The sequence below is a fragment of the Cyanobium sp. Aljojuca 7D2 genome, assembly GCF_024346415.1.
Taxonomy (GTDB): domain Bacteria; phylum Cyanobacteriota; class Cyanobacteriia; order PCC-6307; family Cyanobiaceae; genus Cyanobium_A.
In genome coordinates this window covers 335414-352564 of sequence record NZ_JAGQCX010000001.1, presented here as the reverse complement: position 1 = coordinate 352564, position 17151 = coordinate 335414, and the positions used below count along the sequence as shown (strand labels likewise).

The window sequence follows — 17151 nt, the reverse complement described above, 5'->3', positions numbered from 1 at the left end:
CGATCTGCGCGCCGTGGTGGCCAGTTCGGGCTTGAAGCTGCGCGAGCTCTGGCGTCGCAATCGGGAGGGGGATCTTTCGGTGCCGGGGTTCTGGCCCGTCTCCCTGGCCCCCCTGTTCTGGCCGCTGCTCTTGGCCCTGGGCCTGGCCCTTGTCTTGGGGCTGATCCTGCGTTTGGCGCCTGGTCAGCACCCCGCTGTGTCACGCGTTCAACAACCTGTTCAAGAACCTGTTCAAGAACCTGTTCAAGAACAAGGTCAACAACGGGTTCCAGCAGCCCTGTCACAACCTGTTTCCAAGTCTGTTTCACAAGCTGTTCAACAGCCTGGCCAGCAGCGTGCGGTGAATGGGCTCCAGCCCCCATTGCAGCTCCCATCCCCGCCCCAGTCGTCGCCCGAACCGCTGCTGGAGCTCGATCCCCTGTTGGCCCTGCTCGCCGAAGACGACCCGCAGGCCTGCATCGCCTCGGCCCGTCCCGACCCGCAGGCGAGTCGCCTCGATCTGGAGATGGCCGCCGCCTATCAGGCTTTGCCTCCGGTGCGTCGCCAACAGCTGGCCGACCACTGGCTGCAGCGCAGCCGGGAGCTTGGCTATGAACGGTTGCGGTTGCTGGATGGCAGCGGCACGGTGCTGGGCCAGGCCGCCCGGGTGGGGAGCGGCATGGTGCTGCTGGAGCTGTCCCCAGAGCCTCAGGCATGATCCTGGGCGTCGTCTCGCCCCGCACCGATGACCTTGCGCCTGGCCCAGCTGCAGGAGCTCTGGGGGAGCCCCACGACGGGCTCCTTGTCGGCCGCGCAAGCCGCGATCACCCTGGCACCCCAGGCGATCTGCACCGACAGCCGTCAGCTCGCCCCCGGCCAACTGTTTCTGCCACTGGTGGGCGAGCGCTTTGACGGCCACACGTTTCTTCCCGCTGCCCTGGAGCTGGGTGCCGCTGCTCTGCTGGCCCAGAACGGCCATCTCGATCTCGTTGGCCAGGCGGCGCTGATTGGGGAGACCACCCAGGCGGGCGTGCCCCTTTGGCTGGTGCCAGACACCCTGCTGGCCTATCAGCAGCTTGCGGGTCTGTGGCGCCAGCAGCTGTCGGCACCGGTAGTGGCGGTGACCGGTTCGGCCGGCAAAACCACCACGCGGGAATTGATCCGGGCCGCCCTTGCTCCCCTGGGGGCGGTGAGCGCCTCTAGCGGCAACAATAACAACGACATCGGTGTTCCCCTGACCCTGCTTAAGGCCAGCTCCAACGACGCGGCTGTGGTGGTGGAGATGGGCATGCGGGGTCTGGGCGAGATCGAGCGCCTCAGCCGCTGTGCGCACCCCGACGTGGCGGTGATCACCAACATCGGCACGGCCCACATCGGCCGGCTTGGCAGCCGCGAGGCGATCGCCACTGCCAAGTGTGAGATCACCGCCGGGTTGCGGCCCGATGGCGTGGTGGTGATCCCGGCCGGGGATCCCCTGCTGGATGCGGCCCTGGCGCGGGTGTGGCAGGGCCGGGTGGTGCGGATCGCGCTTGAGGGCGAAGGCCATCAGGCCCAGGCCGATCTGCTGGGCCGTCTGGATGCCAGCGGGGAGACGCTCGCGGTGGCAGGGGTTGCCCTGGAGATGCCCCTGGAGGGGATCCACCACGCCCGCAATCTCCTGCTGGCCCTCGCGGTGGCGCGGGAGCTGGGGCTCGATCCCCACCGCTGGCAGCCCTTGCAGGTGGATCTGCCCGGAGGTCGCAGCCGGCGACTGGAGCTGGGTGGGGTGCTGGTGCTCGATGAGACCTACAACGCCTCACCGGAGGCGGTGCTGGCCTCGTTGGATCTGCTGGCCCGGCAACCCGGTCGCCGTTTTGCGGTGCTCGGCACGATGCTCGAGCTGGGCGAGCAGAGCCTGCACCTACACCGGCAGGTGGCCGAACGGGCCCGCCAACTGGGCCTCGATGGCCTGGTGATCGTGGATGGGGGTGAGGAAGGGGCTGTGATGCTCGCGGCTGCCAGTGGTCTGACCCGGCTGGAGCGGGTCGCCACGCCGGAAGCAGCGGCGGCTCAGCTCAAGGGCTGGCTGGCTCCCGGAGACGTGCTGCTGCTCAAGGCGAGTCGCGGCGTGGCACTGGAGCGGTTGATTGCCCTGCTCCAGCAGGAGCGCCAGCCCCTGGCTGATCCGCCATGATGTTGGCGGAGCAGCATTTCACGATGTTGTGCCTTCGGGCAGAGGCCCTGGGTGGTGGTTCACTCGGGGCCTTTCCTCTGTCGAGCGATCGGACCCGGCTCAGCTGAGATACCAGCGCAGCAGCGCCGTCAGCTGGCCCACCATGCCCTTGCCCGTGAGCAGTTCGCCGGCGATGGCGGCGGCAAAGCCGAGCATGGCCACGCGTCCGTTGAGCAGCTCCACTCCGGCCAGAGCCTTGGTGTTCCAGGGTTTGGGGCTGGTCATGCTGGCCCCAAAGCGCTCTACCGGCTCGTACAGAAACTTCGATGGGTCGGAGTTCGTCGTTTGATCTGTGTTCTTCGGGCTCATGGGCGGGGACCTGTCCAGTTTTCCTTGACCAGCTGGCGGGCCCGGCCCAGGGCCAGCGCCCCATCAGGGACATCCTTGGTGATGGTGGATCCGGCCCCCACCGTCACGTTGCTGCCTAGCCGCAGGGGCGCCACCAGCACCGAGTTGGCACCGGTCTTGCTGCCGGCCCCCACCACCGTGCGGTGCTTGCGCAGCCCGTCGTAGTTGGCCGTGATCGTGCCGGCCCCCACATTCACCCCCTCGCCCAGGTCGGCGTCGCCGATGTAGCTGAGGTGGTTCACTTTCACGCCGTTGGCCAGGTGGCTGTTTTTCACCTCCACGAAGTTGCCGATGTGGCACTGCTGGCCGAGTTGGGTGCCCGGGCGGAGTTGGGCAAAGGGCCCGATGGCGCAGCTGTCGGCTACCTCGGCCTGCCGCAGGACGGAGTGGAGCACGGAGACGTTGGCGCCCAGTTGGCTGTCTTCAATCAGGCAACCGGGGCCGATGCGGCAGCCATCGCCGATCGCGCTGGTGCCGCGGAAATGGCACTGGGGTTCGACCACCACATCGCGGCCGAACCGGGTGCCCTCACTGAGGGTGCAGCTGGCGGGGTCGACGAAGGTCACCCCTTCGGCCATCCAGTGGCGCCGCAGGCGCTCCTGCAGCACGGCCTCGCACTGGCTGAGCTGGAGCCGGTCGTTGATGCCGGTGATCTCATCGGCGTCGTCCACCTCCCGGTGCATGGCCGGGTTGAGCATGGCCACCGTGTCGGTGAGATAGAGCTCGCCCTGGTCGTTGTCGGTGGTGAGCTGCGGCAGTACGGCCGACAGCTGCTGCCAGTTGAAGCAGTAGATGCCCGCATTGGTGAGGGCGTTGCGGCGTTGCTCGTCGTTGCAGTCGCGGTGCTCCACAATGGCGCTCACCTGTCCATCGGGGCTGGCAAACACGCGGCCATAGCCGCTGGGATCGGCCAGCCGGGCGGTGAGAAGGGTGACGGCGGCGCCGCTGCTGCGGTGCTGCTCCAGCAGGGCGGCGAGAGTTTCGGGGCGCAGCAGCGGCACGTCGCCATTGAGCACCAGCAGATCGCCGCGGAAATCCCGCAACGGCTCCAGCAGCTGCTGCACGGCGTGGCCCGTGCCGTTCTGGGGCTGTTGCAGCACAAATTCCAGGCCGGTGTGACCCTCCAGTTCCTGTTCTACCCGTTCAGCCTGGTGGCCCACGATCAGCAGGCGGCGGTCGGGCTGGAGGTGCTCACAGCTGGCCAGCACCCGCTCCACCAAGGTGGCGCCGGCCAGGGGCTGCAGCACCTTGGGCAGGGCGCTCTTCATGCGCGTGCCCTTCCCGGCAGCCAACACGGCAACGGCAAGCATGGACAGGTGCAAACGGCTGGGCCGGAATCTACGCGGACTGCTTCAGGGCGCAGGCTGGCGCAGGCGGGCCAGATCGTCCCAGAAGCCCGGGTACGACACCGCCGCCGCCTCCGGGCGATGCAGCTGGCTTGCGCCGGCGGCAATGCCCGCGGCCACCGCCAGGCTCATCGCCACTCTGTGGTCGGTTTCGCTGTCGACCGTGGCGCCGTGCAGCTCGGTGATGCCTTTGATCGCCATGCCGTCTTCGAATTCCTCGATCCGGGCCCCCATCGCCCCGAGTTGGCGGGCCATCACCGCCAGCCGGTCGGTTTCCTTCACCCGCAGCTCCTCGGCATCGCGGATGCGGCTGACTCCCTCAGCACAGCAGGCCGCCACGGCCAGCACGGGGATTTCATCCACCAATCGCGGAATCAGGTCGCCGCCGATCTCAAAGGCCCGCAGGGGGCCATGGCTCACCTGCAGATCCCCCACCGGCTCGCCGGCCACATCGCGGGCATTGATCACCGTGATGTTGGCGCCCATCTGCTCAAGCACCTCGAGGATGCCGGTACGGCTGGGATTGAGGCCCACGTTCTCCACCGTGAGCGCGGCGCCGGGGGTGATCGCGCCGGCCACCAGCCAGAAGGCGGCGGAGCTGATGTCACCGGGCACCACCACGCTCTGGCCGCGCAGGGTCTGGCCTGGCGTCACGGTCACCACGGTGTTCCCCGCGCCGCCCACGGTCAGGTCGGCCCCGAAGGCCCGCAGCATTCGCTCGCTGTGGTCGCGGCTCTGGGCCGGCTCAATCACGGTGGTGGGCCCCTCTGCGGTGAGGGCGGCCAGCAGGATGGCGCTCTTCACCTGGGCCGAGGCCACCGGCGTGTGGATGGTGGTGCCCCGCAGCGCCTGGCCCAGCACCGCCAGGGGCGCGAAGTTGCCGTCCTTGCGGCCGTGGATCACGGCGCCCATCTCGGCCAGGGGCGCCCCCACCCGCCGCATCGGCCGGCCCCGCAGGGAGCTGTCGCCGGTGAGCACGAAGTGGCGCCCCGCCCGGCCCGCCAGCAAGCCGAGCATCAGCCGCATCGTGGTGCCGGAGTTGCCGCAGTCGAGCACGTCTGTTGGCTCCTGGAGCCCATCCAGCCCGACGCCTTGCACGATCACCGGCTCACCGGCACGGATCTCCGACACCGTCACCCCCATGGCCCGCAGGCAGGCGGCGGTGCTGAGGGGGTCTTCGGCGGGCAGCAGGCCTTCGATGTGGGTTGTGCCCTCGGCGATGGCGCCGAAGAGGAGCGCTCGATGGGAGATGGATTTATCGCCCGGCACCTGCACCGACCCGCGCAGGCTGCCGCCGCCGCTGAGCTGCAGGGGGCTGGAGGCGGGGGTGGTCTCAGCCACGGGCAAGCAGGGCGCTGGTGCGGCGATCCTATGGAGTGTGCTTTCCCCCGCCGATGGCCTGGCTGCTATCTCTGCTGCTCACCCTGTTGCTGGCTGTGCCCGCCTGGGCCGCGGGTCCTGAATCCCCGCAGCAGCCTCTGCAGCGCGATGCCTACCTCTGTGAGGGGGATCCGCTGCAGGCGGAGGTGTTTGCGGGGGCCGTGGATGCGCCCGGGATCGCCAACATCAGCGCGGGCACACCACCGGGTGCCTTTGTGGTGCTCCGCTGGCGCGGTGTGAGCCTGCAGCTGCCGCGCACCAACAATGCCGGCGCCCCCAGCTACACCGATGGCCGCTGGTGGTGGAGCCCGGTGGACCCGGAGCATCCCGAGTTCCGGCAGCGGCGCGGTGGGGTGGAGCGTTATGGGTGCGAGCGGGCGGAGGCAGGGCCCTGGGCTGACTAGCGTCGGTGGGCTGCCCCGTTGTGTTGATCCTGGCGCCGCTGGCCCTGGTGGCCTGCCTGCTCCTGCTGGTGCTGTGGCCGTCGTGGCTGATCCGCCTGGTGCTGCAGCCGCTGCTGCCCCAGGTGCTGTTTTGCGGCAGCGGCCGGCGGCGGCAGCTGGCGATCACCATCGACGACGGCCCGAGCTGGGCGCTGAGGCGGGGTGATCCCACCAGCCTGGAGCTGCTGGACCTGCTCAGGCGCCTGCAGGTGCCGGCCACGTTTTTTTTGATCGGTGAGCATCTGGAGCGGGGTTCGCCGCAGTTTGTGGCACGGGCCCTGGCGGAGGGCCACAGCATCGGCAACCACCTGCAGCGCGATCGGATCTCCGCCTTTCTGGACGGGCCGGCGTTCATCGAAGAGCTGTGCAGCACGGAGCAATCCCTGCGGCGGGCCGCTGCGCCCCGGCCGTTGCCGCTGCACTGGCTTCGCCCCGGTGGCGGTTGGGTGCACCCCCCGATGTTGCGCAGGGTGCGGGCTCGGGGTTACCGCACCGTGCTCGGGTCGGTGTTCCCCTGGGACACCTTCCATCCGCCGCTGGCCTTTCAGCGTTGGTTTGTGGCCCGCAATGCCCATCCCGGCGCCGTTCTGGTGTTGCACGACCGGCCTGACACCATCGCTGCCACCCTCGCCACCCTGGCGGCTGTGGTGCCGGAGCTGCAGGGCCGGGGGTATCGGTTTGTGGGCCTGGATCAGTTGGTGGCGGATGACTGCGTTGAGGACGCTTGAGTTCAGCGTTCGGGCTCGATGGTCTACCCCAGCAGTAGCCCCGCCTCGCTGTTGGCGCTGGCTTCGGCGCTGCGCAGATCGAAGAGCAGGTCTTCGAGGCTCAGGTCTTCCAGCGCCTTGAGCCGGGCCCGCTCCAGTCGCCGCTGCAGGGCCTCGGTGACCTGATCGGCTGGCGAGACCTCCTGGCCAACAGCCGGGCTCGTGCCGATGTCGCCCCATTGCAGCGCAGCCCCTTCTCCCAGCCCCGCCAGCACCGTCGCCAACGCAATCTCCCGCGCTGGCCGTGCCAGTTGGTAGCCACCCTGCCGGCCCCGGCGCGCCACAAGGAGTCCATGGCGCCGCAAGCGCAGCAGCAGCTGCTCCAGCATCGACTCTGGTAGCTGCTGGGCCTGGGCCAAGGCGTGGGTCGACTTCCACTGCAAGGGGTGGGCCGCCAGCTCCAGCAGGGCCTTGAGGGCATGGCTCGCCTGACGCGACAGCATCAGACCCGCGCCGCGAGCCGCTCCAGCACGTGCTCCAGGGTGTAGCCGAACAGCGCCGGATCGGGCTCCGTGGTGCCCACATCCGCCAAGCCCAGCTCGGCCCAGCGGGCATCGATGCGCGCCTCCAGTTCGGCTGGTCGGCCCAGAGGCTCACCCCAGGGGTGGCGCTTCTCTGGGCCGATCTTGGTGGTGGCGTCGATCGCCAGGCGCCCGCCCAGGCCCAGCCGCTCGCTGGCGAAGTCGAGCGTGTCGAAGGGGGTGTCCTCCAGCACGAACAGATCCCGCTGGGGATCCACCTGGGCGCTGATCGCCCAGATCACCTGGCGCGGGTCGCGGATGTTGATGCTCTTATCGACCACCACAACGAATTTGGTGTAGGTGAACTGGGGCAGGGCGCTCCAGAAGGCCATCGCTGCCCGCTTGGCCTGGCCGGGGTAGGCCTTGTCGATGGCGATCACGGCCAGCTTGTAGCTCAGGCCCTCCATCGGCAGGAAGAAATCGACGATTTCCGGGATCTGCTGGCGCAGGATCGGCGTGTAGATCCGGTTCAGCGCAATGGCGAGCATCGCGTCTTCCTTGGGCGGCCGGCCGCTGAAGGTGGTGAAGTAGATCGGCTCGCGCCGCTGGGTGACGCACTGAATGCGCACCAGGGGTGAATCCTCCACGCCGCCGTAGAAGCCCATGTGGTCGCCGAAGGGGCCGTCGGCCAGCTCTTCGCCAGGCGTGATCGTGCCTTCGAGCACCACCTCGCTGTGGCTGGGCACCTCCAGGTTCACGGTTTTGCACTTGGCCAGCCGCACCCCCTCACCGGCGTAGAGGCCGGCAAACAGCCATTCGCTCAGCTGCACCGGAATCGGCGTGGCCGCCGCCATCACCAGCAGCGGGTGCACGCCGATGGCGATGGCGATCTCCAGCTTCTTGCCCATGGCCGCCGCCTTGCGCAGGTGGCGGGCGCCGCCGCGCACGCTCAGCCAGTGCACAGTCATGGTGTTGATGCTCTGCTGCTGCAGTCGGTACACGCCCACGTTCGGTGTGCCGGTTTCGGGGTCCTTGGTGATCACCAGGCCCAGGGTGATGATCCGGCCGCCATCGCCCGGCCAGGGGCGCAGCAGCGGCAGGGCATCGAGGTTCACCGCCTCCCCCTTGAACACCTGCTGGCGGCAGGGCGGCGTGAGATCCAGATCCGGCCGGGCCTTGAGCACATCCAGCAGCACCGAGCCAAACCGCACCGCCTCACGGGCCCCCTTCGGCGGCCGGGGTTGCTGCAGCAGCGCTAGCCGCTCGCCCAGGGCCTCGAGCTCCTCGGGCCGCTCCATGCCCAGGCTCCACAGCACCCGCTCCTGGGTGCCGAGCAGGTTCACCGCCACCGGCATCGATGAGCCGATCACGTTTTCAAACAACAATCCCGGCCCGCCAGCCGCCAGCACCCGATCGGCAATGGCTGCGAGCTCCAGGTCCGCGTCAACAGGGGCGGTGATGCGGTGCAGGGCGCCACGGCTCTCCAGCAGCTCCAGGAAGCCACGCAGGTCCCTGCGGCTGCGCTGGCTGAACACGGGCGCGGCCATGGGGGCAGGCATTGGGGCGTTTCGGTGGGGCCACTGTGACGGATGCCCCTGATTACTGTGACGCACCTGAGCAGTAGCCGCGTCCGTGCAGATTTCCTACTTCCACACCTCCGAGTGCGTGCCGGCGGTGAAGGCCGCAGCCGAGGGCGGGCCAGATGCAGCCGTGGTGATCGATGTGCTGCGGGCCACCACCACCATCGCCTGGTCGCTGCAGAACGGCGCCGAGGCGGTGGAGGCCTTTGCCAGCCTGGATGAGCTGGAGGCGGCCGCTGCTGCCTGGCCGGCCGAAAAGCGGCTGCGGGCCGGCGAGCGCGGTGGCCAGCGGGTGGAGGGTTACGACCTGGGCAACTCGCCCCTGGCGGTCACCCCCGAGCTGGTGGGGGGCAAGCGGATCTTCATGAGCACCACCAACGGCACCCGCTCCCTCGCGGTGGTCAAGCCGGTGCCGCTGCTGTTGACGGCCTGTCTGCCGAACCGCACGGCGGTCGCCCGGCGTCTGCTGGAGCACGACTGCAAACGGGTGTGGATTGTCGGCAGTGGCTGGGAGGGCGATTACTCCCTGGAAGACAGCCTGGCGGCCGGTGCCGTGGCTTCGGCGGCCATGGAGATGGCCGTGGCTCCTCACATCGGGGTGAGCTGCGGCAACGACGAGATGTTGGCGGCTCTGGCCCTGTGGCAGCAGTGGCGCCACGATCCGGAAACCGCCCTGCGCTCCGCCAGCCACGGCCAACGCCTGAATGGCCTGGGCAACCATGACGCCGATTTCGCCTGCTGCGCCGCCATTGACAGCCTGCAGATGGTGCCCTTCCAGGCGGAGCCTGGGGTGCTGAAGGCCAGCTGAGGGTCCCTGGCGCCCCTTGGCGGTTCCCCTACAGTTCGGCCGTTCGCACTGGGCAGTCGGTGAGCAGTTTTCTGGCGGCAGCTGTGCAGCTCACCAGCACGCCCGATCCGGATGCGAATTTCGCCGCTGCCGAAGAGCAGATCGAATTGGCAGCCCGCCGCGGCGCCGAACTGGTGGGTCTGCCTGAAAATTTCGCTTTCATGGGGGATGACGAGCGTCGTCTGGAGCTGGCGGCCTCTCTGGCAGAGCGCTGCAGTCGCTTTCTGGTCACCATGGCGCGCCGCTATCAGGTGACCTTGCTCGGGGGCGGCTTTCCGGTGCCGGCCGGTCCCGGCCAGACCTTCAACCGGGCTGAGCTCGTGAGCACCGAAGGCCAGCTGCTGGCCCAATACGACAAGATTCACCTGTTCGACGTTGACCTGCCGGACGGCAACACCTACCGGGAATCGGCCACCGTGCAGCCCGGCAACCAACTTCCGCCGGTGGTGGATGTGCCAGGGCTGGGGCGGGTTGGTCTCTCGATCTGTTACGACGTGCGCTTTCCGGAGCTCTACCGCCATCTCGCCGCAGCGGGAGTGGATGTGTTGATGGTGCCGGCGGCCTTCACCGCCTTCACCGGCAAAGACCACTGGCAGGTGCTGCTGCAAGCCCGCGCCATCGAGAACACGGCCTACGTGCTGGCACCGGCCCAGACCGGATTGCACTACGGCCGGCGCCAGAGCCACGGCCATGCGCTGGTGATTGATCCCTGGGGCACGGTGCTCGCCGATGCCGGTGTCGGTGTCGGTTCGGCGGTGGCCCCGATCGACCCGGGCCATGCCAAGCGGGTGCGGGCCCAGATGCCCAGCCTGGAGCACCGCCGGCCGGCCCTGTTCTGACGCTCCTGATGCGTTGGCCTGTCAGCGTTAAGTGGACATCAGCCCTGGCGGCCCTGGCCTTGGTGCTGGCGGATCTGCCGGCCTGGGCGTCGTCGCTGGCGGCCTGGCGCATCACCCGCGCCGGCCAACTGGAGCTGCGCACCAGCCTCGATGTGCGTCCCCAGGCGTTTTTTGAAGCGGGATCAGCTTTTCGGGGGCCACGGGTGTGGGTGGATCTGCCCGGCGCCCCGTCCCGCACCCGCACCGTTCGGGGGGGTGGCGCCGTGCGGGAGGTGCGCATCGGCCGGCCCGATGGCTTCACCACCCGCTTGGTGCTGGAGTTTGCCCCCGGCACCCAACTGGATCCGGGTGGGCTGAGGCTGGTGGGCACCGCCCGGGACCGCTGGCGGATGGAGTTGCCGGGGCTGGCCAATCAAACGGGCCTTGGTCTGGGAGAGGGCGATCTCGACGCCGTCAGCCGTGCTGGGTGGGACCGGGAGAGCACCTTCCCCACCTCCAGCACGCCCCTATCGGCCGATGGCCTGCCGGTGGTGCCCCGGGGGCGCTTCAAGGTGGTGATCGATCCCGGCCACGGCGGACCCGATCCTGGGGCCGTGGGCATCGGCGGTCTGCGGGAAACCGATGTGGTGCTCGATGTCTGTCTGCAGATGGCCCGGCTGCTGCAGGCCCGCGGCGTGCAGGTGCTGATGACCCGCACCTCCGAGGTGGACGTCGACCTCCCTCCCCGGGTTGCCCTGGCCAACAGCAGTGGCGCCGATCTGTTTGTGAGCGTGCATGCCAATGCCCTGAGCATGGCCCGCCCCGACGTGAACGGCATCGAAACCTTCTATTTCGAGGGAGCCGGGGCCGCCTCGCGCCGGCTGGCGGGGGCACTGCAGCAGCAGATGGTCGCCATTTCCCCCGGCTCTCCGGATCGGGGCGTGCGCACGGGCCGCTTCTTCGTGATCCGCCGCACGGTGATGCCCTCGGCCCTGGTGGAGATGGGTTTTCTCACCGGCGAGCTCGATTCCCGCCGCCTCGCCGATCCCAACTACCGCCGGCGCATGGCGCTCGCCCTCTCGGCTGGGATTCTCAATGCGCTGCAGGACCAGCCATGAGTGCATTGGTAGGACTTTTCGACAGCGGCCTCGGCGGGCTCACGGTGCTGCGTCGCCTGCAGGAGCGCTATCCCCACTCCTCCTGCTTGTACCTCGGCGATACGGCCCGGGTTCCCTATGGCCAGCGCAGTGTGGCCGACATCCGCGCCATCGCAGCCGAGGTGGTGATGTGGTTGCGGCACCAGCAGGTGGGCGTGCTGGTGATGGCCTGCAACACCTCCAATGCCCTGGCTCTGGATGTGGCTGTGGCCGAGGCCGGCGTGCCGGTGGTGGGGTTGATCGACAGCGTGGCGGCCGATCTGGACAGCGAGCGCGTGGGTGTGCTCGCCACCCCCGCCACAGCCAGCAGTGGCGCATACCGCCGGGCGATCCATGCCTGTCATCCCCACGCTGAGGTGCTGGAGGTGGGCTGCCCTGCCTTTGTGCCCCTGATTGAGGCGGGGGATTTGCAGGCTCCCGCTCTGGAGGCCGAGGCGCTGGCCTACCTGGCTCCCCTGCTGGCGGCCGGCGTCGACACGGTCGTGCTGGGCTGCACCCACTACCCGATGTTGCGCCCGCTGCTCACGGCCCTGCTGCCTCCCCACGTGCGGCTCGTCGATCCAGCCGCCTCAGCCGTGCGGCGGCTGGGCCCTTTGCTCGCCAGCATGGGAGGGATGCCTGAAGGCGAGTTGTCGGGTGTGGATGTGGTCCCGCCAGCCCAGCGCACCCGGGTCTGCGTGAGCGGCTGCGCGGAAGCCTTCGCTGATGGGGCCAGCCGTTGGCTGGGCTATCGACCGTCGGTGGAGCGGGTCGACCTGCGGTCGGTCGGCTGAGCCTTCTAGGATCGCGCCACGGCGGAGGTGTTGTGGCAACGGTTGCAGAGCTGCTCCAGCCCGTTGAGGCTGATCTGGATGCCCTGCTGGCCGATCTGCGCAGCCTGATCGGAGCCGGTCACCCAATTCTTCAGGCCGCTGCAGAGCATCTGTTTGCCGCTGGCGGCAAACGCTTGCGTCCCGGCATCGTGCTGCTGCTGTCTCGGGCGGTGGCTGCCGATGGCGAACTGGGCCCGCGGCATCGGCGTTTGGCCGAGATCACCGAGATGATCCATACGGCCTCCCTGGTGCACGACGATGTCGTCGATGAGGCCGCCACCCGCCGTGGTGTTGACACCGTTCACAGCCGCTTCAACCACCGTGTCGCCGTGCTGGCCGGTGATTTTCTGTTTGCCCAGGCCAGTTGGCACCTCGCCAACCTCGACGATCTCGAGGTCGTCAAGCTGCTGAGTCGGGTGATCATGGATCTGGCCGACGGTGAGGTGAAGCAGGGTCTGTTCCGCTACGACACCGGCCAGAGCTTCGAGACCTACCTCGAGAAGAGCTACTGCAAAACGGCCTCCCTGATTGCCAACAGCGCCCGAGCGGCCGGCGTGCTCACGGGCCTTCCTGCGTCCCAGCTCGATGATCTGTATCGCTTTGGGCGCCAGCTGGGTCTGGCTTTCCAAGTGGTCGACGACATCCTCGATTTCACCGGCAGCGACCAGCAGCTGGGCAAGCCGGCCGCCAGTGATCTGGCCTCGGGGTACCTCACCGCACCGGCCCTCTATGCCCTCCAGGAGCGACCGGCCCTGGCCGGCCTGATCGAGCGGGAATTCAGCGAGGAGGGCGACCTTGAGCAGGCCCTCGAGCTGGTGCGCGGCTGCGAGGCGATTCCCCGCTCGCGGGCCCTGGCCGAGGGCTTTGCTCAGGAGGCTGCCCAGGCCCTGGACTGGTTGGCACCCTCCGAGCCCCGCAGCGCCCTGCGTGCCCTGCCGGATTTCGTGCTCAGCCGTCTGTATTGATCATTCTCCTCCCATTGCCAGCAGGGGCGTCTGCTGCAGGCTGCTGAGAAACCGATCGATGCCCGGGTAAACCTGCTGCCGCTCGCGTTCGCTGATCTGGGCGGGCGGCACCACAAACACCTGGCAGCCAGCGGCGCGGGCGGCCTGGGCCCCGGCCGGGGAATCTTCAAACGCCCAGGTCTGCGCGGGCGCAACCCCCAGACGCTCGGCGGCCAGCAGGAACACATCCGGTGCCGGCTTGCCAGCCGCCAGCGCTGGATCGTCGCCATGGACCCGGGTGGTGATCGCCTCCAGCCAGGGATGGGGCGCCGTTTTGAGCGCCACGGCTGCGCGCGAGCTGCTGGTGGCGAGCGCCATCGGGATGTCTAGCGCAACGCAGCGCTGCACCAGCTCCACCGCCCCCGGTGTGGGCTGGGCGTGGATCAGCAGGGCTTCGGCGATGGGCTGGCGCACGGCCAATAGGGCTTCAGGGCTGGGGGCGGAGCCTTGGGCCGCTTCGATCCAGTCGACCACCTGGGCCGCGCAATCCAGGCGCCGGCGGCCCCGCAGGCCCAGCAGCTGGGCGTCTGTCAGCAGACAGCCGAAATGCTCGGCTGCCTGACACCAGGCCTGGGCGTGCAGGGGCTCGGTATCGAGCAGCAGGCCATCGAGATCAAACAGGCAGGCGGCAGGCTTCCCCATCCGACAATTCTCGGCGACGGCCGACGGCTGTGGTGTCATCGGCTGGCCGAGCCCCGGGGCTGCCCGCTTGAATGGCTTCAGGTTTCTTTGTTGTCGGCATCGCCATGGGTCAGGCCCCCACGATCGAGTCGGTGCTGCAGGAAGCGCGCCTGTTTGCGCCACCGGCTGAGCTGGCCGCGGGGGCCCGCATCGGTTCGATGGAGGCCTATCGCGCCCTCTGTGCCAAAGCCGAGGCTGATCCCGATGGCTTTTGGGGAGATCTGGCCCGGGAGCAGCTGCACTGGTTTGAGCCGTTTCACACGGTGCTCGATTGGAGCAACCCGCCCTTTGCCAAGTGGTTTGAGGGTGGCACCACCAACCTCAGCTTCAACTGCCTCGATCGCCACCTCACAGGCCCCCGCGCCGACAAGACAGCCCTGATCTGGGAAGGGGAGCCTGGCGACAGCCGCAGCTTCAGCTACCGCCAGCTGCACGCCGAAGTGTGCAAAACCGCCAATGCGCTCAAGGCCCTGGGCATTGGCAAGGGGGATCTGGTGGCCCTCTACATGCCGATGGTGCCGGAAGCGGCCATCGCCATGCTCGCCTGCGCCCGCATCGGTGCGCCCCACTCGGTGGTGTTCGGCGGCTTCTCGGCCGATGCCCTGCGCGACCGGCTGATCGATGGCCAGGTCAAGGCTGTGATCACTGCTGATGGCGGCTTCCGCAAGGACAAGCCCGTGCCTTTGAAACCGGCTGTGGATGAGGCTCTTGCCGGCAACGGTGGCGCCCCCAGCGTCGAGCATGTGCTGGTGGTGCAGAGACTCGCCGGTGCCGGTGGTGACTGCGCCATGCAGGAGGGCCGCGACCACTGGTGGCACGCGCTGGTGAACGCCCAGAGCGCCGAATGCCCGGCCGAGCCGATGGCCAGTGAAGACCGGCTGTTTGTGCTCTACACCTCCGGCTCCACCGGCAAGCCCAAGGGGGTGGTGCACACCACCGCCGGCTACAACCTCTGGGCCCACCTCACGTTCCAGTGGATCTTCGACATCCGCGAGGATGACATCCACTGGTGCACCGCCGATGTGGGCTGGATCACCGGTCACAGCTACATCGTGTATGGCCCGCTCTCCAACGGTGCCACCACGGTGATGTACGAGGGCGCGCCCCGCCCCAGCAAGCCCGGCGCCTTCTGGGAGGTGATCCAGAAGCACCGCTGCACGATTTTCTACACCGCCCCCACGGCGATCCGCGCCTTCATGAAGAGCGGCCGCGAGGTGCCCGACCAGTACGACATGAGCAGCCTGCGCATCCTCGGCACCGTGGGCGAGCCCATCAATCCAGAAGCCTGGATGTGGTATCGGGATGTGATCGGAGGTGACCGCTGCCCGGTGGTGGACACCTGGTGGCAGACCGAGACCGGCGGCGTGATGATCAGCCCCCTGCCCGGGGCCACCCCCACCAAGCCCGGATCCTGCACCCTGCCCTTGCCTGGCATCGCTGCCGACATCGTCAATCACGAGGGGGAATCCCAGGGGGTCGACCAGGGTGGCTATCTGGCGGTGCGTCGCCCCTGGCCCGGAATGATGCGCACGGTGCACGGCGATCCGGAGCGCTTCCGCAAGAGCTACTGGGAGGAGATTCGCCCGGCCGATGGCTCCTGGCTCTATTTCGCCGGGGATGGCGCCCGCCGCGACGTTGACGGTTACTTCTGGGTGATGGGCCGCGTCGATGACGTGATCAATGTGAGCGGCCATCGCCTCGGCACCATGGAGATCGAGAGCGCCTTGGTGAGCCACCCGGCCGTGGCCGAGGCCGCCGTGGTGGGCCGGCCTGACGATCTCAAGGGCGAGGGCATCGTCGCCTTCGTGACCTTGGAGACGGGCCGCAGCGGCGACGACGCCCTGATGGCGGAGCTGCGCAGCCATGTGGGCAAGGAGATCGGTCCGATTGCCAGGCCGGATCTGATCAAGTTCACCGATGCCCTACCGAAAACCCGCAGCGGCAAGATCATGCGCCGGATCCTTCGGGCCCTGGCTGATGGTCAGGAGGTGAGCGGCGATACCAGCACCCTGGAGGACCGTTCGGTGCTCGATGCCCTACGGGTCTAGATCGGCTGGGAGGGCTAGTCCCCCCAGGCATCGATGCTGGTGGCGATGCGGTCGAGGGCCCGCTGCCGGGCTGGATCATCGGCCCAGCTGCCCAGCAGGTTTTGGCGCAGTCCCGCACTGGCAGGCGCCAGGTGATCGCCAGGTAGCTCGAGTAGCTCGGTGGCGTCCTCGGCCCTGCTCTGCAGCACGCCCAGCAACCGGCCGCTCTGGTCGATGCCATCGCGCTTGAAACGCACCAGCAGGTTGCGCGGTTGGCGGTAGCTGCAGGCCACCTGGTGCAGGGTTTCCTCCGGCGATGGACTGAACTCACTGCGGAAGTTGAACTGCTGGCCCAGTTCTGCCAGCAGCGGCACCGAACGCTCGGCCGAGAAGTTGTTGAAGCTCAGGGCCACCAGGCCGGTGGCGCTGCGACCGCCGTCGGGGGCTAACAGATGTAATTTGCAGCCCAAGCTGTGGCCAAGCCGCAGCAGGGGCGCCGTGCTGTCATCCCCCTCGCGCAGTTGGCGAAAGCGGCGCCAGGCCGTGTTGGCCTGGTCTTGATGGTCAAACCCCGGCACGTAACTCCAGGCCCGCACCAGCCAGCCCTTGGACGCCAGCGCTTCCAGCAGCCGCCGGTAGCTGAGCTGGGGGGTTGCGGCCAGGTAGCTACCGCCGATGAATTCGATGCAGCCGCGTGCACCGCCCGCTGGCTCCAGCTGCCAGATGTCGCCTCGCTGGCGCCAGCGCGTCATGTTCAGAGGGCCAGGCGCTGCAGGGCGGCCCGGGCTTCATTGCGGTGGGCGGCCCCGTCCAGCAGGTTGTTGAACACATGCCGGATCACCCCTTCGCCGTCGATCACGTAGGTCACCCGGCCCGGCAACAACCCGAGCACATTGGGCACACCGAACGCCTGGCGAAGCCGATTGCCCTGGTCTACCAGCAGCGGGTAAGGGATGTTGTGGCGGCTGGCAAAGCGCTGGTGGCTGGCCAGGTTGTCGCCGCTGACGCCCCACACCTCCGCGCCCAGGGCCTGGAGGTCGGCGTAGCTGTCGCGGAAGGCACAGGCCTCGGCCGTGCAGCCAGGGGTGTCGTCCTTGGGATAGAAAAACAGCACCAGGGCCTTGCCGGCGAGCTGATCGCTGCGGCGCTCGGTGCCGTGTTGATCAGGGAGCGCCACCAAGGGGGCTCGGTCTCCGGCGGCAAGGCCCATGCCTGGATTGGGAATCGGTTGGTTCACCCTAGGCAGCGACCTCTGGTCGCCGGAGGTTCGGGCTGGGACGATGGAGCAG

At 68.5% G+C, this 17151-nt stretch carries 18 protein-coding genes; 10 read left to right on the top strand and 8 right to left on the bottom strand.

Annotation, left to right across the window (positions count from 1 at the left end):
• Window positions 1-361 precede the first annotated feature (361 nt).
• Window positions 362-697 carry a hypothetical protein gene (locus tag KBY57_RS01995; RefSeq protein ID WP_254994195.1) on the top strand — a complete coding sequence of 112 codons (336 nt, stop codon included), beginning with the start codon at window positions 362-364 and terminating at the stop codon, window positions 695-697.
• Window positions 698-724: 27 nt separating this feature from the next.
• Window positions 725-2152: a UDP-N-acetylmuramoyl-tripeptide--D-alanyl-D-alanine ligase gene (gene murF / locus KBY57_RS01990; RefSeq protein ID WP_254994194.1), complete on the top strand. Its 1428-nt coding sequence runs from the start codon at window positions 725-727 to the stop codon at window positions 2150-2152.
• A 99-nt stretch (window positions 2153-2251) separates the two neighbouring features.
• Here murF and KBY57_RS01985 read toward each other — a convergent pair whose 3' ends face one another.
• The 3 genes from KBY57_RS01985 to aroA are packed head-to-tail and all read right to left on the bottom strand — an operon-like array spanning window position 2252 to window position 5226.
• Entirely contained in the window at window positions 2252-2500 is a 249-nt protein-coding gene (locus tag KBY57_RS01985; RefSeq protein WP_254994193.1) for a chlorophyll a/b-binding protein, read from the bottom strand.
• Window positions 2497-3849 carry a bifunctional UDP-N-acetylglucosamine diphosphorylase/glucosamine-1-phosphate N-acetyltransferase GlmU gene (glmU, locus tag KBY57_RS01980; RefSeq protein WP_254994192.1) on the bottom strand — a complete coding sequence of 451 codons (1353 nt, stop codon included), beginning with the start codon at window positions 3847-3849 and terminating at the stop codon, window positions 2497-2499. The genes KBY57_RS01985 and glmU overlap by 4 nt, the downstream gene beginning before the upstream one ends.
• A 42-nt stretch (window positions 3850-3891) precedes the next feature.
• Window positions 3892-5226 (bottom strand): 3-phosphoshikimate 1-carboxyvinyltransferase, encoded by a 1335-nt coding sequence (gene aroA / locus KBY57_RS01975; protein ID WP_254994191.1) that lies wholly within the window; start codon window positions 5224-5226, stop codon window positions 3892-3894.
• A gap of 53 nt (window positions 5227-5279) precedes the next feature.
• On the opposite strand from aroA, the gene KBY57_RS01970 reads away from it, so the two are divergent.
• Both KBY57_RS01970 and KBY57_RS01965 read left to right on the top strand, forming a co-directional pair.
• Entirely contained in the window at window positions 5280-5669 is a 390-nt protein-coding gene (locus tag KBY57_RS01970) for a hypothetical protein (RefSeq protein WP_254994190.1), read from the top strand.
• A 5-nt stretch (window positions 5670-5674) separates the two neighbouring features.
• The gene (locus KBY57_RS01965; protein ID WP_254994189.1) at window positions 5675-6436 is read left to right on the top strand and encodes a polysaccharide deacetylase family protein; all 762 of its coding nucleotides are present in this window, start codon (window positions 5675-5677) and stop codon (window positions 6434-6436) included.
• 23 nt (window positions 6437-6459) lie between these two features.
• Here the strand turns inward: KBY57_RS01965 and KBY57_RS01960 are convergent, their stop codons facing one another.
• Both KBY57_RS01960 and KBY57_RS01955 read right to left on the bottom strand, forming a co-directional pair.
• The gene (locus tag KBY57_RS01960; protein WP_254994188.1) at window positions 6460-6918 is read right to left on the bottom strand and encodes an Rrf2 family transcriptional regulator; all 459 of its coding nucleotides are present in this window, start codon (window positions 6916-6918) and stop codon (window positions 6460-6462) included.
• On the bottom strand, window positions 6918-8483 hold the full coding sequence (locus KBY57_RS01955) for a UbiD family decarboxylase (RefSeq protein WP_254994187.1): 1566 nt from the start codon (window positions 8481-8483) through the stop codon (window positions 6918-6920). Before KBY57_RS01955 ends, KBY57_RS01960 begins: the two co-directional genes overlap by 1 nt.
• 85 nt (window positions 8484-8568) lie before the next feature.
• Between KBY57_RS01955 and KBY57_RS01950 the strand changes: the two genes are divergently transcribed.
• The 5 genes from KBY57_RS01950 to sds are packed head-to-tail and all read left to right on the top strand — an operon-like array spanning window position 8569 to window position 13115.
• Window positions 8569-9324, top strand: coding sequence for a 2-phosphosulfolactate phosphatase family protein (locus KBY57_RS01950; protein ID WP_254994186.1), 756 nt, complete (start codon window positions 8569-8571; stop codon window positions 9322-9324).
• A gap of 59 nt (window positions 9325-9383) precedes the next feature.
• A complete protein-coding gene (locus tag KBY57_RS01945; RefSeq protein WP_254994185.1) occupies window positions 9384-10202 on the top strand; it encodes a carbon-nitrogen hydrolase family protein in 819 nt (272 codons plus the stop codon).
• Window positions 10203-10210: 8 nt separating this feature from the next.
• Window positions 10211-11299, top strand: a complete 1089-nt coding sequence (locus KBY57_RS01940) for an N-acetylmuramoyl-L-alanine amidase (RefSeq protein WP_254994184.1) — start codon at window positions 10211-10213, stop codon at window positions 11297-11299.
• The gene (murI, locus tag KBY57_RS01935) at window positions 11296-12111 is read left to right on the top strand and encodes a glutamate racemase (RefSeq protein WP_254994183.1); all 816 of its coding nucleotides are present in this window, start codon (window positions 11296-11298) and stop codon (window positions 12109-12111) included. Before KBY57_RS01940 ends, murI begins: the two co-directional genes overlap by 4 nt.
• A gap of 32 nt (window positions 12112-12143) precedes the next feature.
• Window positions 12144-13115 carry a solanesyl diphosphate synthase gene (gene sds, locus KBY57_RS01930; RefSeq protein WP_254994182.1) on the top strand — a complete coding sequence of 324 codons (972 nt, stop codon included), beginning with the start codon at window positions 12144-12146 and terminating at the stop codon, window positions 13113-13115.
• Here sds and KBY57_RS01925 read toward each other — a convergent pair whose 3' ends face one another.
• Window positions 13116-13796, bottom strand: a complete 681-nt coding sequence (locus KBY57_RS01925) for an HAD family hydrolase (protein ID WP_254994181.1) — start codon at window positions 13794-13796, stop codon at window positions 13116-13118.
• Between the two features lie 71 nt (window positions 13797-13867).
• Here KBY57_RS01925 and acs point away from each other — a divergent pair, with 71 nt between their 5' ends.
• The gene (gene acs, locus KBY57_RS01920) at window positions 13868-15883 is read left to right on the top strand and encodes an acetate--CoA ligase (protein WP_254994180.1); all 2016 of its coding nucleotides are present in this window, start codon (window positions 13868-13870) and stop codon (window positions 15881-15883) included.
• 14 nt (window positions 15884-15897) lie between these two features.
• Here acs and KBY57_RS01915 read toward each other — a convergent pair whose 3' ends face one another.
• Window positions 15898-16614 carry a DUF1350 family protein gene (locus KBY57_RS01915; RefSeq protein ID WP_254994179.1) on the bottom strand — a complete coding sequence of 239 codons (717 nt, stop codon included), beginning with the start codon at window positions 16612-16614 and terminating at the stop codon, window positions 15898-15900.
• Between the two features lie 2 nt (window positions 16615-16616).
• Complete coding sequence (locus KBY57_RS01910; RefSeq protein ID WP_254994178.1) at window positions 16617-17072, bottom strand: peroxiredoxin; 456 nt, start codon at window positions 17070-17072, stop codon at window positions 16617-16619.
• Window positions 17073-17151: the final 79 nt, after the last annotated feature.

Excerpts from the sequence above, each read along its gene's own strand:
- murF (WP_254994194.1), top strand. The coding sequence starts at position 725 with ATGACCTTGCGCCTGGCCCAGCTGCAGGAGCTCTGGGGGAGCCCCACG.
- KBY57_RS01985 (WP_254994193.1), bottom strand. The coding sequence starts at position 2,500 with ATGAGCCCGAAGAACACAGATCAAACGACGAACTCCGACCCATCGAAG.
- glmU (WP_254994192.1), bottom strand. The coding sequence starts at position 3,849 with ATGCTTGCCGTTGCCGTGTTGGCTGCCGGGAAGGGCACGCGCATGAAG.
- KBY57_RS01970 (WP_254994190.1), top strand. The coding sequence starts at position 5,280 with ATGGCCTGGCTGCTATCTCTGCTGCTCACCCTGTTGCTGGCTGTGCCC.
- KBY57_RS01960 (WP_254994188.1), bottom strand. The coding sequence starts at position 6,918 with ATGCTGTCGCGTCAGGCGAGCCATGCCCTCAAGGCCCTGCTGGAGCTG.
- KBY57_RS01955 (WP_254994187.1), bottom strand. The coding sequence starts at position 8,483 with ATGGCCGCGCCCGTGTTCAGCCAGCGCAGCCGCAGGGACCTGCGTGGC.
- KBY57_RS01940 (WP_254994184.1), top strand. The coding sequence starts at position 10,211 with ATGCGTTGGCCTGTCAGCGTTAAGTGGACATCAGCCCTGGCGGCCCTG.
- murI (WP_254994183.1), top strand. The coding sequence starts at position 11,296 with ATGAGTGCATTGGTAGGACTTTTCGACAGCGGCCTCGGCGGGCTCACG.
- KBY57_RS01925 (WP_254994181.1), bottom strand. The coding sequence starts at position 13,796 with ATGGGGAAGCCTGCCGCCTGCCTGTTTGATCTCGATGGCCTGCTGCTC.
- acs (WP_254994180.1), top strand. The coding sequence starts at position 13,868 with ATGGCTTCAGGTTTCTTTGTTGTCGGCATCGCCATGGGTCAGGCCCCC.
- KBY57_RS01915 (WP_254994179.1), bottom strand. The coding sequence starts at position 16,614 with ATGACGCGCTGGCGCCAGCGAGGCGACATCTGGCAGCTGGAGCCAGCG.
- KBY57_RS01910 (WP_254994178.1), bottom strand. The coding sequence starts at position 17,072 with ATGGGCCTTGCCGCCGGAGACCGAGCCCCCTTGGTGGCGCTCCCTGAT.